Consider the following 14,351-nt stretch of genomic DNA (forward strand, 5'->3'; position numbering starts at 1 on the left):
GCGCCCGTGGCCCGCAAAGAGAAAGCCCGACCTCGCGGGGGCGAGACCGGGCTAGGACGTCTTCAGAAAGCGTTACTCAGGCCGCGCGAACGTTCTGCGCCTGCAGTCCCTTGGGGCCGCGGCCGACCTCGAACTCCACCTTCTGGCCTTCCTGCAGCGTGCGGAATCCATCCATGTTGATGGCGCTGTGGTGGACGAACACGTCCTCACCGCCGCCATCCTGCACGATGAAGCCAAAGCCCTTCGCATCGTTGAACCACTTGACGGTACCAGTTGCCATGAATCGCGTTCTCTCGTTCAGAGCGGCTCGCGCCGCGGCGTTTCGCCCTCTGAGAATCCGAAGGCCCCTACTGCGTTCCCTAGTTTGCATGGAGCGGGCGGCCGAGTGGAAGCCCCCCTGCCTGCTGGCCGGGCGGGAGGTCCTGAAACGGAGTGAAACATGCCTCCCACCCCCCCGGCACCGGGCAGGCGAGGGGCCTTTCGCCATGCGAAACAGGCCACGTGCCTACCTTGGCGGCAGCGTCACGAACGGACGACCGGAAGGAGCGCCGCCATGGCCGAGCCGCAGACCCCGAACATCTCCACCTCCCTCATCCCACCGCCCCAGGCCGAGGCCCATGTCCCGGACACCGGCCTGCGCCGGGTGGTCCACCGCGCCCTGGACAAGAGCGCCGCGGCGGGCATCCTCTCGCGCCCGCTGTTCGGTAAGTTGCCGTTGCGCCGATGGATTCCGCAGGACGTCCACTCGCTCCTGGACTACAAGGGCGGCGCCGCCTCGATTGTCGCGGGCATCCTGTCGGATGACCCGGTGGCGAAGGCGGCGGGGCTGGCGCTGGGCTCCTCCGTCATCGGCGTCTCGCTGCTCACCGACTACCGCATGAGCCTCACCAAGCTCATCCCCATCGAGGCGCACGAAATCGCGGACTACGTCTACGGTGCGTCCGCCATCCTCGCGCCCTTCGTGCTGGGGTACGCGAGGCGCAGCCCGGTGGCCGCGGCCATCCATGTCGTCGTGGGGGTGTCCACGATTCTGGCCTCGCTGGTGACGGACTACCGGTGCCAGACGGGCATGCACCTGGGCGGCGAGCTGGCGACGGACCCGGAGGCGATTGGCGCGTGAGCGCTCCCGTCCCTCCAGCGCGCGGCAGCACGGTGCGAGGCGCGCTGGAGGCGGCGCTGGCCTCGGCGCCGGAGCGTGGCCTCACCGCGAAGGACCTGTCCGCCCTGGTGGGCATCTCCGAGAAGGACGTGGCCGACCACCTCACCCACCTGGAGAAGTCCCTCAAGGCGCAGGGCCTGCGACTGGTGGTGCTGCCCGCCAGTTGCATCCAGTGCGGCTTCACCTTCAAGGACCGCAAGCGCCTCACCCGGCCGGGGGCCTGCCCGGAGTGCCGCTCCACGCGCATCGACCCGCCGGCCTTCCGCGTCACGAGCTGACCCGAGGCACGGGGCCCCGGAAAAGCGAAGCGGCGGGGCACCCTGAAGGCACCCCGCCGCTCGTGTCACTTCAGCGAAGCGTTTGGACGGCTCAGGCCGTCTTCACCGCCGCGTCCGCCTTCACCTCGGTGGTGCCGGCGACGCTCTGGATGCGCATGCCGTAGAAGCTGCGGTACACGAACACCGTCGACAGGACGAAGAACACCGCCGCGAGGACGGCCGTGAGCGCGCCCTGGCCGGAGGCCTTCAGCTCCACCGACAGCTCCACCGCCAGCAGGCCGAAGAGGGTGGTGAACTTGATGACCGGGTTGAGCGCCACGGAGGACGTGTCCTTGAACGGGTCGCCGACGGTGTCGCCGACGACGCAGGCCGCGTGCAGCTCCGTGCCCTTGGCCTTCAGCTCCGTCTCCACCAGCTTCTTCGCGTTGTCCCAGGCGCCGCCCGCGTTCGCCATGAAGACGGCCTGGTACAGGCCGAAGATGGCGATGGAGATGAGGTAGCCGACGAAGAAGTACGGCTCGAGGCAGGCGAAGGCGAGCGTGCTGAAGAACACCACGAGGAAGATGTTGATCATGCCCTTCTGCGCGTACTGCGTGCAGATTTCCACGACCTTCTTCGAGTCGCTCACGCTGGCCTTCTCCACGCCCTCCAGGCGGATGTTGGCCTTGATGAACTCCACCGCGCGGTAGGCGCCGGTGGACACGGCCTGCATGGACGCGCCGGAGAACCAGTAGATGATGGCGCCGCCGGTGATGAGGCCGAGGAGGAACGGGGCGTGGAGCAGCGACAGGAACTGCGCCTTGTCCACGTTGAGCACCTGCTCGCCGCCCGGGCCGGTGGTGATGCCGACGAGGAGCACGATGATGGAGAAAATCATCGTCGTGGCGCCCACCACCGCGGTGCCGATGAGCACCGGCTTCGCCGTGGCCTTGAAGGTGTTGCCCGCGCCGTCGTTCTCCTCCAGGTACTCCTTGCCCTTCTCGAAGTCGGGCACGAAGCCGAAGTCGCGCTTCACCTCGTCCTTCACGTTGGGGACGTTCTCGATGAGGGACAGCTCGTAGACGCTCTGCGCGTTGTCCGTCACCGGGCCGTACGAGTCGACGGCAATCGTCACCGGGCCCATGCCGAGGAAGCCGAAGGCCACGAGGCCGAAGGCGAACACCGGCGCGGCAATCATCAGCTGGCCCACGCCCTGGCCCGCCTCGCCCGCGCCGCTGAACCAGAACGCCAGGCCCATGAGGCCGGCGATGATGAGGCCCATCCAGTAGGCGGAGAAGTTACCCGCCACGAGGCCGGAGATGACGTTGAGGGACGCGCCACCCTCGCGGCTCGCCGTGACGACTTCACGCACGTGGCGGCTCTCGGTGGAGGTGAAGACCTTGATGGCCTCGGGGATGATGGCGCCGGCCAGGGTGCCGCAGGTGATGATGGCCGACAGCTTCCACCACAGCGTGCTGTCGCCGCCGAGGTTGGGGATGAGCAGGTAGCTGACCAGGAAGGTCAGGCCCACGGAGATGATGGAGGTCACCCACACCAGCGCGGTGAGCGGGTGCTCGAAGTTCATGTGGTCCGCGTTCTTGTACTTGCCACCCTGATACAGGTTGTTCAGGCCGTAGGCCGCCAGCGACGCGAGCACCATCACGATGCGCATCATGAAAATCCACACGAGCAGCTCGATGCGGTAGGGCACCTCGACGGCCAGCAGGATGAAGGTGATGAGCGCCACGCCCGTCACGCCGTAGGTCTCGAAGCCGTCCGCGGAGGGGCCCACGCTGTCGCCCGCGTTGTCGCCGGTGCAGTCCGCGATGACGCCCGGGTTGCGCGCGTCGTCCTCCTTGATGCGGAACACAATCTTCATCAGGTCGGAGCCGATGTCGGCAATCTTGGTGAAGATGCCGCCGGCGATGCGCAGCGCGGACGCGCCGAGCGACTCACCGATGGCGAAGCCGATGAAGCAGGGGCCCGCGAAGTCCGCCGGGATGAAGAGGAGGATTGCCAGCATCAGCAGCAGCTCGGTGCTGATGAGCACCATGCCGATGGACATACCGGCCTGCAGCGGAATGGCGTAGGTGGGGTAGGGCTTGCCACGCAAGCTGGCGAAGGCGGTGCGGCTGTTGGCGAAGGTGTTGACGCGGATGCCGAACCAGGCCACGCCGCAGGAGCCGGCGATGCCGACGAGGCTGGCCACCAGGATGATGACGACGCGGCCGGCGTCCATGTGCCGCAGGAAGCCGAAGTAGCCGACCATCACCACCGCGATGAGCGCCCAGAGGACGCCGATGAACTTGAGCTGGGTGATGAGGTACGTCTTGCACGTCTCATAGATGAGCTCGGAGATGTCGAGCATCGCCTTGTGGACGGGCATCTTCTGCAGGCTGGCGTACTGGAGGAAGCCGAACACCAGGCCAACGACGCAGACGGCGATGCCGGACAGCAACAACTGCTGGCCGTTGAGACCACCGATGAAGGTGACTTCGCTGAAGTTGGGGAGGACGAGGTCCGCCTCGCTGGCGTGGGCGGCGCTGGCTACAAGGACCGTCAGAAGCCCGAGGACTTTCGTGGCTGTACCGGTGACGCACTTCCGGAGTGCGTCCATCCGTGAAACGGTGGGTGTCATAGGGGTGCAACTCCTCACAGAGTCTCAAGTCCAGACGCGCGGCTGGAAGCTCCGCGAGTCGCGGGAAACAGGGAGTGGTGTCGAGGGGTTGGCCGCCTGCGAGCGGGGACGCCGCGCGCCTGCGCTTCAGCACAGCCTCGCCCTTCACGGCGCGAGTGACACGCCCTGAAGGCGAACCCGCGAATAACATGGACGAGACTGCAAAGTCGAATTCCCGGGGGCCCGCATGCACTCAAACGGCCCGACTTCCCTGGGAATACGGGGTTCCAACCACCCCAGGAGTCACCCGCGCCTCTTTACTCAGGGTCTCAGGCGGAGGAGGAAGCCGTCCTGGGGCCGCGGGTACGAAGTTCCCTCGGGGAGAGCGCGCGCGAGGGCGCCGGCCACGAGGGTGTGCCCGGCCGGGTCCACCGAGACGGTGCGTGCGAGGGCAGCGCCGGGGTGCGTGAAGCCTCGAACCCAGAGTGAAGTCCCGTCCTCCGGCAGCAGCCGGGCCACGTAGAGTCCACTGGGAGTGCGGCTCCGCCCGGGGGCCAGGTTCAGCGCGCCGTCATGCGTGCCGGCCACGGTGAGCTGTCCGGACTCGTCGGTGGCCATGGCGCTGGTGGTGGCGTCGAAGGAGCGGGCCCAGCGCTCCTGGCCGCCCGCGTTGAAGGCGGCGAGGAAGCCCTGGTAGCCGCCGGCCGTGTGAGGCTTTCCGTGGAAGTAGAAGCGCCCGGTGAAGTTGCCGCCGACGAAGACGCGGTCCGGCCCCACGGCCACCGCGTGGGCCATGCCCTCCGCGCCGCGCAAATCCCGGCTCCACGCATGCTGGCCGTCGGCGGACAGCTTGAGGACGAAGGGCGTGCGCTGCCTCACGGTGACGAAGGTGGAGCCGCCGAAGGACACCCTGCCCGCGTAGCCGCCCGCGACGTGGATGCTGCCGAAGAGGTCCACGGCCACGCTCCGCGCCGTCACCAGCCCCTCGTGTCCGGCGCTCCAGGCGCGGCTCCAGCGCGTGCCGCCGTTGGCGTCCAGGCGCACCGCGAAGGCGGCCCGGCCGTGGCCCGCCTCGCGCGTGGCGTCTCCGAAGTCGCGGTGCCCGGTGAAGTCTCCCACCAGCACCACGCCGTCCTCGCCATCCGCCGTCAGGGCCTGCACGGCGAGCACGCCGTCGCCGCTGAAGCCTCTCACCCGCTCCAGGGCGCCCTCGCGTGACAGCCGCGCCACGAAGGGGCCCTCCGGCAATCGTTGCCCGCCGAGCTGGAAGCCGGCCGAGGTGCCCCCCAGCCACGCATGGCCTTCACGGTCCACGGCGAGCCCGCCCACCCGCGCGCGTGCCGCGCCCTCGCGAGGCACCAGGCCATGGGCCCAGCGCAGGACACCGTCCGGCGAGAAGCGCGCCACCAGCAGGTGGGGCGTCGTGGAGACATGGTTGAAGGGCAGGGGGCCTCCCCCGACATCCAAAGGCTCCCGGTACGTCGCCGCGACGAGGACGTCCCCGTCGGGGGCCACCACGGTGTGCGGCGGCTCGCTGTCCCCGAGCACCAGCGGCCGCGTCCACGCAATGACTCCCTCGCCCTCGCCACCGACCGACCCCGCTACCTCGAGACCCTGGGCACGCGGTGACGCAAGCGCCTTCTCCCCGCACCCCACGAGGAGAAGTCCTGTTGCGCACACCCCGAATGTCCACCGCCGCCACCCCATCACCGCCCCGGCCTCTCCCCCACCCCTGCCCGACAGCCCCCTGCCCTTCAACCGTGGCGTCTCCAGTGCAAGGGTATTGCCAGCATGTGTCGCGGCGCGGCTTCCCTCTGAAAGCGCGGGGCCCCCTGCTCCCGAGGACAGGGCGGGTGTCTGGATTGCTGAAAAAACTCCCTGTCCGCCGGAGAACGGCGGGGAAAAAGCGACGGACTCCCCCGCCAGCAGGGCAGGCGGGAAGCGCACGGCGGGCAGCCGTGGCCCACGCGCCCCACGTGTCCGGGCGCGGACACTGTGCTCCTCCACTGTAGGGCGGCGGTGGTGCATGTGGCCGGGTTGCCCTTGCTATGGGGTTGCCGCTACGGGCCGCGTGGCGGGCGCGTAAAGCGTTGCATGGTTTGTCACGCTTGCGTTCATGCAATCACTTGCGGGGATGTGACGCATGCGCCGTGACGCGGCACTGGCAGAGATTTGACGCAACTGAGTCAGCATGTGTCTGCCCATTGAGGCACCTTGCGCTCCGTCGAATCCGGGGTCCCCCGGTTTCGATGGTCCTCCCCTGAAGGCGTTCCTTGCAACTCGGTCCCGCAGCGCGGGGAGGAGTCGTTTTGCCAACGCATCACGGGCGGCGAGTGGCGTGTCAACCCGGTGCAACACCTGAGGAGTCGTCCATGAAGATGATGAAGATGGTGATGTCCGCCGCCGTCGTGGCGGTCTCGGTTGTCGGTTGCGGTGGTCAGTCCTCCGCGGGTACCCCGGAGCTGCAGTCGGCGGAGCAGCGCGTGGGAGCCAACGGTGAGGTGTACGGCTCCGACACCCTGAAGGGCGCCATCAGCAACGCCATCACCGCGTCCGGTGCCTTCCTCATCTACGAGGGCAAGGGCTCTGGCGTGGGCGAGGGCTGTATCCGCGCTGGCTCCACCGGCTTCTGCGCTCCGAAGCAGCAGGCGCTCGCGCCCATGTCGCGCGACCTGCGGACCCCCTGCCAGACGGGTGAGAAGAGCAACGTCATCGCGCTGGACGCGGTGAACGTGTTCGTCAAGTCCACCAACACCTTCGGCAACATCACCATCGCGCAGGCGAAGAAGCTGTTCTGCGGTGATGCCAACGGAGTGCAGGGCACGACCTACCCCACGGGCTGCCTCTCGACCTGGGGTGACCTCAACGGCAACGCCGCCGACACCCGTCCCTTGAAGATCTACCGCCGCGACGACCTGTCCGGCACGACGGACACCTTCAAGTCGCTGGTCGGCTGCCAGACCGCCGTCACGGACAAGTACGCGTTCTGCTCCAACGTGCTGGAGGTCAAGGACGAGACGACCACCTACTCGCCGACCTGCGCCGCCACCGACAGCGCCACCACCTGCATCGGCAAGCTGACCGCCGCCAGCGGAGATGCCATCGGCTACGCGGGTGACTCCGGCCTCTACTCGGACGCGAACAAGGCCAACAAGAAGACCACGGTGAACGGCATCGTCTCGGACGCGACCAACATCCGGAAGATTCTCCAGACGCCGGTGCCCTCCGACGCCTACCCGCTGTCCCGCAAGCTGTTCCTGAACGAGAACGCCGCCGCCACGCACCCGCGTGACCCCGAGGAGGACGTGCTCTACGCCTGGATCTACGGCTCCGGCAAGACGCAGTTCGAGAACATCCTCAAGGCCCAGGGCTTCATCGCCTGCGACCCGAACAACCCGCTGAAGTGCGGCGGCGCTCTCAACGACGGCCGCGGCGCCGGCGTCTGCAAGTAATCACCACTGCTGCAATCCCAGACACCTGACGGAAGCGGGCCAGGAGGGCATCCCCTCCTGGCCTGTCTGTCGTGGAGCCTGGGCTTCCCGCCGTCCACCCCGGAGAAACACCCATGCGTCTCGCGACCCGCTCCCTGCTCCGGACGTCCCTGCTCGTGGCGTCCACCACCTTCCTCAGCAGCACCGCCTTCGCCGAGGACCCGGCTCCTCAGGCCCGCTCCAATCCCCATCCCTGGGTCTGCCGCCAGCCGGCCGGCGTTGTCGGGACGGTGGAGGAGATTGCCCTCGCCCCGGATTCGGACCCCGTGGGCATCACCGTGGGGCCGGACCTGAAGGTCTGGTTCACCATGGCCGCCGGCAACAAGATTGGCCGCCTGACCCGGAATGGCCAGCTGACCGAGTTCCCGCTGCCCACCCCCGGCGCCTCGCCGCAGCAGATTACCTCCGCGCTCGACGGCAACCTCTGGTTCACCGAGCTGTCCACGGACAGCATCGGCCGCATCACCCCCTCGGGTGTCATCACCGAGTTCCCGCTGCCCCAGGCAGGCTCCGCGCCGTTCGGCATCACCGCGGGCCTGGACGGCAACGTCTGGTTCACCGAGGTGAATGGCAACCGCATCGGCCGCATCACCCCGGACGGCGTCATCACCGAGTTCCCCGTGCCGACGGCGCTGGCCCAGCCGCGCGCCATCACGCTCGGCGTGGACGGCAACATCTGGTTCGCGGAGCTGCGTGGCAACAAGGTGGGCCGCATCACCCCGGACGGCGTGGTGACGGAGTTCGACATCCCCACCGCCTCCAGCGCCCCGAGCGCCATCACCCCGGGCCTGGACGGCGCGATGTGGTTCACCGAGCAGCGCGGCAACAAGATGGGCCGCATCACCCCGGACGGCGTGGTGACGGAGTTTGCCATCCCCACCGCGTCCAGCGCCCCCGCGGCCATCTCCATCGGGCCTGATGGCAACCTGTGGTTCGCCGAGCAGGGCGCCAACCAGATTGGCACCCTCACGTACTCGGGCACCTTCACCGAGTTCGCCATCCCCACGCTGTCCAGCCGTCCCGCCGGCATCTCCTTTGGACCGGCCGGATTCTTCTGCCTGGATGGCAATGTCTGGTTCACGGAGCGGGCCGGCAACAAGGTCGGCAAGCTTCGCGTCATCTCGACGCCCTGAGGCGTCACCGTATATTGACATGTAGATGCGGTGTTCACGGCCCTGGCTGCGCAATGCGTCGCACCAGGGCCGTGACGTTCCTGATTCAATTGCTTTCGCCACCGGGTGACGGATTTGTATGTCTTGTCACGGAGGGGTGAAAACTTCGTTGCTTCCGGCCTTGGTGTCTTGTTTTGCCATGACAAAACAGACTCCTGGGGTAGGGTGCCGCGCCATCAGCGACAGCAATCAGGAGGCGCTGGCCATGAAGATGGCGCGCGGTCTGCTCGTCCCACGTCAGTCATTGAGTGTCGTAGTTCTGGCCGTTTCGCTGCTGGCGGGATGTAGTGATGATCCCGAGCCCACACCGCAGCCCGCGCCACCCTCATGCAAGGAGACTCGCTCGAACGAGCGCATCCCCATCCTGCCGGCGGCCCCGCGGCAGGCCTACCAGGAGACCTTCGCGAGCCTGTCCGCCCGGGTGAACAGCGAGTGTGGCTCGTGCCACCAGGCGCCCAACAACCTGGGCAATCTTTCCTATACGGCCACCCGGGATGACCTGAAGGACAAGGGGCCGCGCATGCTGGTGCGCATCCAGCGGGGCGAGATGCCGCCGGTGGCCTCGGCGGACCAGCTCAAGAAGGCCGTGGAGCTGGGCGTGCAGCTCTCCGCGTGGCTGGAGCAGGGCAGCCCCGAGGGCAGCTTCACGGTGAATGGGAGCCAGGGCGTCACGGTGGAGGACCCCATCGCCAGCGCGGTGGCCAGCGCGATGACCGACCTGGGCAACTGCACCCCGGCCGAGGACAAACTCGGGAGCGACCCGGACAAGGACGCCTGGTTCGAGGGCCTGACGGAGCTGCCGCGCTTCCTGTCCGAGACGGACACCGACATCACCACCTTCGACGCCGAGAAGCTGGCCCGCCACGGCACCTTCGCCTTCGCGCCGACCTACCCGCTCTTCTCGGACCACGCCAAGAAGCTGCGGCTGGTGCACGTGCCCCAGGGGAAGTCCATCCAGTACGACCCGGCCACGAAGAAGTTCACGGTTCCGCCCAACACCCGCTTCTACAAGACGTTCTTCAAGGACGTGAAGGGCACCGACGGCGTGGTGCGCTACCGGAAGATAGAGACGCGCCTCATCGTCACGCGTGCGCGGTGGCAGGACGCCGTCTTCGGCACCTACGTCTGGAACGAGGAGGGGACGGTGGCGGAGCTCCACCGGGAGACCTACCGCGACGGCAGCACCTTCGCGGACCGCGTCCTCACCTACAAGACGGACGAGAGCACCGGCACCACGCGCAACTACGCCATTCCCGCCCGGCACCGCTGCGTCAACTGCCACACCGGCTCGGAGGGGCAGAACTTCGTCCTGGGCTTCACCCCGCTGCAGCTCAACCGCCGCGCCGCGGGCGAGGGAGGCGTGGTCCCGGCCGCCACCATCCTGGAGGAGGAGCTGTCCCAGGTGGACCGGCTCATCAAGTACGGCGTCATCACCGGCCTGGGCTCGGCGGCGGACCTGCCGAAGCTGGAGACCTCCGCCGAGGGCCGCTCGCCTGGCAGCAAGGAGGAGCTGGAGCTGCAGGGGTACTTCATCGGGAACTGCGCGCAGTGCCACAACCCCAAGGGCTTCGCCGTCCAGAGCAACCAGGCGCTGGCGTTCCTGGACCTCTCGGCGGGCGGCATCCTCTTCGGGTGGAAGCCCTTCAACGTCCTGGAGACCAACGGACGGCGCCGGTACGTGGCGGAGGTGGAGGACTTCGGCGTGGACCTCGGGCGTACCTATCCCGTCAGCACGCTCTATGAGCGCGTGGCCCGAGACACCAACGAGCGCAACATCCACATGCCCCTCAACGTTCCGGGCAAGGACTGCCGTGCGTCGCTGCTGGTGGCTCGCTGGATTGCCACGCTGGACTGGCCCAAGGCCGATGAAGGGCTGACGGCCGAGGAGAAGGCCGCCGCGAAGAAGAAGCGGCTGCGGCTGGCGAACGGCGCCGTGGCCAATGACTGCGATACCCGGGCGGACGTGCGTTGGGTGGGCGAGGACTTCACCGACAAGCTCCCCTATTCGCCGCGGAACCCCGGCTGGAAGGAGCACATCGGCAAGGGGGCCTGGGAGTACCTGACGCGCTACCCCATCACCGAGGCGCATGTGCAGCTCGCCAAGAAGCGCTTCCCCACCAACTGGTGGGACCTGAAGCCGGGCGTCTGCACCTTCCCGACCGCCACCGCGCCCACTTCCGTTGAGTCGTGGATGACGGACCGGCGCGGCGTGCCGAAGCGTCCCTGGGGCGAGCTCTACTACACCACCGCGGGCGCCAACGTGTTCCAGGGCATCTGCGCCAACTGCCACGGCCGCGCGGGAGACGGACAGAGCGGCGCGGCGAAGGCGCTGGTGGCGTGGCAGGGCGCGCGCGTCGCCAACCTCGTCAGCCCGCAGTATGGCCTGTTCGGCCGCGGCGCCTCGGGCGAGAGCCACCTGGCGCCCTTCGAGGCGGCGTATGGGCTCAATGGCGCCGCCCGGTACCTGGTGTGGATGGCGGATGGTGGCACCAACGTGCCGCTGACCGAGGAGTTCATGCAGGCCTGGGTGAAGTACGGAGAGGTGGACATCGACTTCTCCAACGACACCAAGGACTGGGAGGAATGGGGCGCGAACATGCTGGGCGCGGCGAGCGGCGCCTGCGACCTCATCCGGCGCGGCGTGTTCGCCACGGCGGTGCCTCCGAGCGGAAACATCCGGGCCATTGGCGGGACGACGCTGTGGACGGAGATCTGCACGCTGGACAATCCGCTGACCGATGCGATTCGCAGCGGCACCGACGCGGCGGCCGTGTCCGAGTGGCTCAAGCGCGCCCAGTTCAACGCGGGCGTGATGGCCTTCATCTATCTGCGGGACGAGCTCTCGCAGGGGCGCGTCGCTCCGCTCCGGAGTGAGTGCGACAGGCGTTGAGCCGGCGGGGGCGGCCCGCACTGCTGGCCGCCCCGTTTCGCTTCAGGAAAACCACCACACAGAGCCTTCCTGGGAGGGGAGCGCAGCATCATGAGAAATGTCTTGAGAGGATTCTTCCTCGCCGTCGGCCTCTGTCTCGCGGCGGGTAGCGTCGGGTGCGGCGACGAATGCGTGGACGCGTTCGACTGCCGGAGTGACGAGGGCCAGCCGCCGGAAGGGCAGCAGTGGGCCTGTCGTGATGAGAAGTGCGAGCTCGTGCCGCAGTCCTCCGGTGGCAGGGATGCGGGGACGGACAGCGGTGTGCCTGACGCGGGTGACAGTGGCGTGCCCGATGCGGGCGACAGCGGCGTGCCTGACGCAGGTGACAGCGGCGTGCCGGACGCGGGTGACAGCGGCGTGCCGGACGCGGGTGACAGCGGCGTGCCCGACGCGGGTCCCCCCGAGGACCCCTGCACGGCGACGACGGCCTGTGTCCGCTTCGTCAACGTGCTCTACGAGGGCAGCTCCACCGACCCGCAGACCGAGTGGACGCCGGACCGCTACAAGATGGACGCCTATCTGGGCGGCACCCAGAAGCTCTTCTCGGGCGTGGAGCCCGGCGACAAGGGCGTGTCTGACTATGTGCGGGTGGCCGCCGGCACGGACCTGAGCTTCGCCATCCGCACCGCCGGCACGGAGGCCTCGAGCGCGGCCCTGGCGACGGTGAGCGGTGTGTCCCTGGCCGCGGGCGAGCGCCTGACGCTGGTCGGCATCGGCCTCCTGTTCCGTCAGGGAACGACGCGCTTCGACCGGCCCCAGCTCCTCGCCCTGAAGGAGCAGTTCGGTACGGTGGCCGCCAACCAGGTCCGGCTGCGCCATGTCACGGGGGACTACCTCGTCTCCGCGCGCCGCGCGCGCCGGCTCGCGGCCGGCTCGGACGCCCCGTTCTCCACCGTCTCGCCCTTCTCCGCCGACAACACGCCGGAGGGCACCGCAGGTCAGCCCATTCCCGCGGACACCCGCCAGCTCGTGCTCTCGGGCTCGAGCGAGGCTGACGTCATCCTGCCCTCGGTGAGCGGCACCGCCAGCTTCACGCTGCCCGCGCAGACGCTGAAGGCGGGGACCGCCTACTTCGCCATCACCTACGGAGATGACCGGCGCAGCTCGGACGACCCGGGCTCTACCTCGTTGATGCTGGTCCCCTCGGGGAAGAACGGCGGCGCGCGCATCAAGCGCGACCCCATCCTCTACTTCCTCCACGGCTTGTCGGGCGGGGAGCAGCTCCGGGTCTTCAACAAGAACGACTCGAACAACATCCCCGTGGCCGTGGACCTCGCCTTCAAGGCCGACCCGGCGGTGGGTGACCTGCCTGCGTCCACGACGGGGTATCCGTTGAAGTTCACCCTGAACAGCGATGTCGCCACCACCGTCCTGGATGACGTGCAGACCGGACCGCTCCTGGCGGGCCGGCGCTACCTGGTGGTCATCAGCGGCCGTGCGGAGCAGACGGGCGCCCTGGGACCGCGCGCCTTCACCTTCCAGGACATCTTCGCGCCCTCGGCCCAGGACGCTCGCATCCGCGTGGTGAACGCGAGCCCCAACTCGCCGGCCACGGGCGTGTCCTTCGGCTACTTCGACGTCCAGGGTGACGGCACGCGCGGGAGCACCTTCACCAGCGTCGTCAGCGACGTGGCGTATGGAAGCATCGGCGGCCCCGCCGAGGGGGTGCCCTTCACTCCGGCGACCGGCACGGATACGAGCGGCAACACCTATTCCTTCTTCGGAGTGCGCGGCACGTCGAGCCGCTCCGTGACGGTGGGCACGGCGGTCAGCCGGCCGCACATCGTCGTGCTACTGGGAGACTGGGAGCAGGCCGAGGGCCTCACGTTCCGCGCGGCCAACGTGCGCACGCCGTCGTGGACCATGCTGGCGCCGTCGGGGAGTGACTTCTTCGCGCCGTGATTCCGTCTCCGGCCCGGGCCTTCTCCAGGGGCCTGGGTGCACCACGAGAGCTGCTGACCCGGGCCTGCCTTCAGGGGCCCGGGTGAGCCTCGGGAGTCGCTGACGCCGCCGTGGCTCGCCAGCCACACGGGCCCGTAAGGGCGTGGGCGCGGGGCCACGGCGCGCGGCGGCGCGCAAAAACACAGACGCCCGCCTGGGCCTTCGTGGCTCGGTGCGGGCGTCGTGGACTTCAGCGGTGATTCAGGTCTCAGTTCACCTTGACCTGAATCTCCTTGAGGGTCTGGTCGCCGCGCATCACCGCCACCGTCCAGTTGCCCGGCTTGTTGAGGCGCACGCCGGTCCACTGACGGGCGCGCCAGCCCTCGCCCTTCACCTTCACGTCCTTCGTCTCGCGCACGACGTTGCCCTGCTTCGTCTGCACCATGATGTCCTCGATGGAGTCACCCTGGGGCACGAGGTAGGCCTGCCACAGCATCACGGTGGTGCCGGCCTTGAGGCCGTCGGCGCCGACCTCGGCGGTGCACTCGAACTTGTTCGGACCGTCCTTGGCCACCTCGGTGCACAGCTTGGCCTCGACCAGCACCGGACCCTGACCCTGGCCCTTGTAGAAGTAGTTCCACGTGTCGCGAACCGCGTCCGCGCTCGGCACCTTCGCGGGCTCCTTGGCCGGAGCCTCGGCGGCGTCCTGCGCCATGGCCAGCGACGACATCCCCAGCACCGCGCACACCACGCTCCGCGTCAGCATCTTCTTCATGATTCGGGGTCCCCTCGTTTTGTTGGTGAAGGCCAGCCCCCAGGGCCCGCCTTGCTGGCCAACTGTCTAG

General features: G+C 68.4%; 10 protein-coding genes. 6 read left to right on the forward strand and 4 right to left on the reverse strand.

Annotation, left to right across the window (positions count from 1 at the left end):
• Positions 1-76: 76 nt before the first annotated feature.
• Positions 77-280, reverse strand: a complete 204-nt coding sequence (locus tag ACVTJA_RS05255) for a cold-shock protein (RefSeq protein ID WP_002635980.1) — start codon at positions 278-280, stop codon at positions 77-79.
• 273 nt (positions 281-553) lie between these two features.
• Here ACVTJA_RS05255 and ACVTJA_RS05260 point away from each other — a divergent pair, with 273 nt between their 5' ends.
• A complete protein-coding gene (locus tag ACVTJA_RS05260) occupies positions 554-1,120 on the forward strand; it encodes an SPW repeat domain-containing protein (RefSeq protein WP_465834317.1) in 567 nt (188 codons plus the stop codon).
• The gene (locus tag ACVTJA_RS05265) at positions 1,117-1,437 is read left to right on the forward strand and encodes a transcriptional regulator (RefSeq protein ID WP_465834318.1); all 321 of its coding nucleotides are present in this window, start codon (positions 1,117-1,119) and stop codon (positions 1,435-1,437) included. Before ACVTJA_RS05260 ends, ACVTJA_RS05265 begins: the two co-directional genes overlap by 4 nt.
• A 91-nt stretch (positions 1,438-1,528) precedes the next feature.
• On the opposite strand, the gene ACVTJA_RS05270 is transcribed toward ACVTJA_RS05265, so the two are convergent.
• Together ACVTJA_RS05270 and ACVTJA_RS05275 are read right to left on the reverse strand one after the other, a co-directional pair.
• The gene (locus ACVTJA_RS05270) at positions 1,529-4,054 is read right to left on the reverse strand and encodes a sodium-translocating pyrophosphatase (RefSeq protein ID WP_465834320.1); all 2,526 of its coding nucleotides are present in this window, start codon (positions 4,052-4,054) and stop codon (positions 1,529-1,531) included.
• Positions 4,055-4,354: 300 nt separating this feature from the next.
• Positions 4,355-5,581, reverse strand: coding sequence for a hypothetical protein (locus ACVTJA_RS05275; RefSeq protein WP_465834322.1), 1,227 nt, complete (start codon positions 5,579-5,581; stop codon positions 4,355-4,357).
• 824 nt (positions 5,582-6,405) lie between these two features.
• Here ACVTJA_RS05275 and ACVTJA_RS05280 point away from each other — a divergent pair.
• The 4 genes from ACVTJA_RS05280 to ACVTJA_RS05295 all read left to right on the forward strand — a co-directional run bounded on the left by ACVTJA_RS05280 (position 6,406) and on the right by ACVTJA_RS05295 (position 13,527).
• Positions 6,406-7,485: a type 2 periplasmic-binding domain-containing protein gene (locus tag ACVTJA_RS05280; RefSeq protein WP_465834324.1), complete on the forward strand. Its 1,080-nt coding sequence runs from the start codon at positions 6,406-6,408 to the stop codon at positions 7,483-7,485.
• Positions 7,486-7,598: 113 nt separating this feature from the next.
• Positions 7,599-8,657, forward strand: coding sequence for a Vgb family protein (locus ACVTJA_RS05285; RefSeq protein WP_465834326.1), 1,059 nt, complete (start codon positions 7,599-7,601; stop codon positions 8,655-8,657).
• Between the two features lie 244 nt (positions 8,658-8,901).
• Positions 8,902-11,586 (forward strand): hypothetical protein, encoded by a 2,685-nt coding sequence (locus tag ACVTJA_RS05290; RefSeq protein ID WP_465834328.1) that lies wholly within the window; start codon positions 8,902-8,904, stop codon positions 11,584-11,586.
• A 102-nt stretch (positions 11,587-11,688) separates the two neighbouring features.
• On the forward strand, positions 11,689-13,527 hold the full coding sequence (locus tag ACVTJA_RS05295; RefSeq protein ID WP_465834329.1) for a DUF4397 domain-containing protein: 1,839 nt from the start codon (positions 11,689-11,691) through the stop codon (positions 13,525-13,527).
• A gap of 247 nt (positions 13,528-13,774) precedes the next feature.
• Here the strand turns inward: ACVTJA_RS05295 and ACVTJA_RS05300 are convergent, their stop codons facing one another.
• Entirely contained in the window at positions 13,775-14,281 is a 507-nt protein-coding gene (locus tag ACVTJA_RS05300) for a hypothetical protein (RefSeq protein ID WP_465834331.1), read from the reverse strand.
• Between the last annotated feature and the right edge of the window lie 70 nt (positions 14,282-14,351).

The organism is Pyxidicoccus sp. M6 (assembly GCF_055568925.1).

What these genes read in the sequence shown, in the direction of transcription:
- ACVTJA_RS05255 (WP_002635980.1), bottom strand. Translation starts at nt 280, where the DNA reads ATGGCAACTGGTACCGTCAAGTGGTTCAACGATGCGAAGGGCTTTGGC.
- ACVTJA_RS05260 (WP_465834317.1), top strand. Translation starts at nt 554, where the DNA reads ATGGCCGAGCCGCAGACCCCGAACATCTCCACCTCCCTCATCCCACCG.
- ACVTJA_RS05270 (WP_465834320.1), bottom strand. Translation starts at nt 4,054, where the DNA reads ATGACACCCACCGTTTCACGGATGGACGCACTCCGGAAGTGCGTCACC.
- ACVTJA_RS05280 (WP_465834324.1), top strand. Translation starts at nt 6,406, where the DNA reads ATGAAGATGATGAAGATGGTGATGTCCGCCGCCGTCGTGGCGGTCTCG.
- ACVTJA_RS05285 (WP_465834326.1), top strand. Translation starts at nt 7,599, where the DNA reads ATGCGTCTCGCGACCCGCTCCCTGCTCCGGACGTCCCTGCTCGTGGCG.
- ACVTJA_RS05290 (WP_465834328.1), top strand. Translation starts at nt 8,902, where the DNA reads ATGAAGATGGCGCGCGGTCTGCTCGTCCCACGTCAGTCATTGAGTGTC.
- ACVTJA_RS05300 (WP_465834331.1), bottom strand. Translation starts at nt 14,281, where the DNA reads ATGAAGAAGATGCTGACGCGGAGCGTGGTGTGCGCGGTGCTGGGGATG.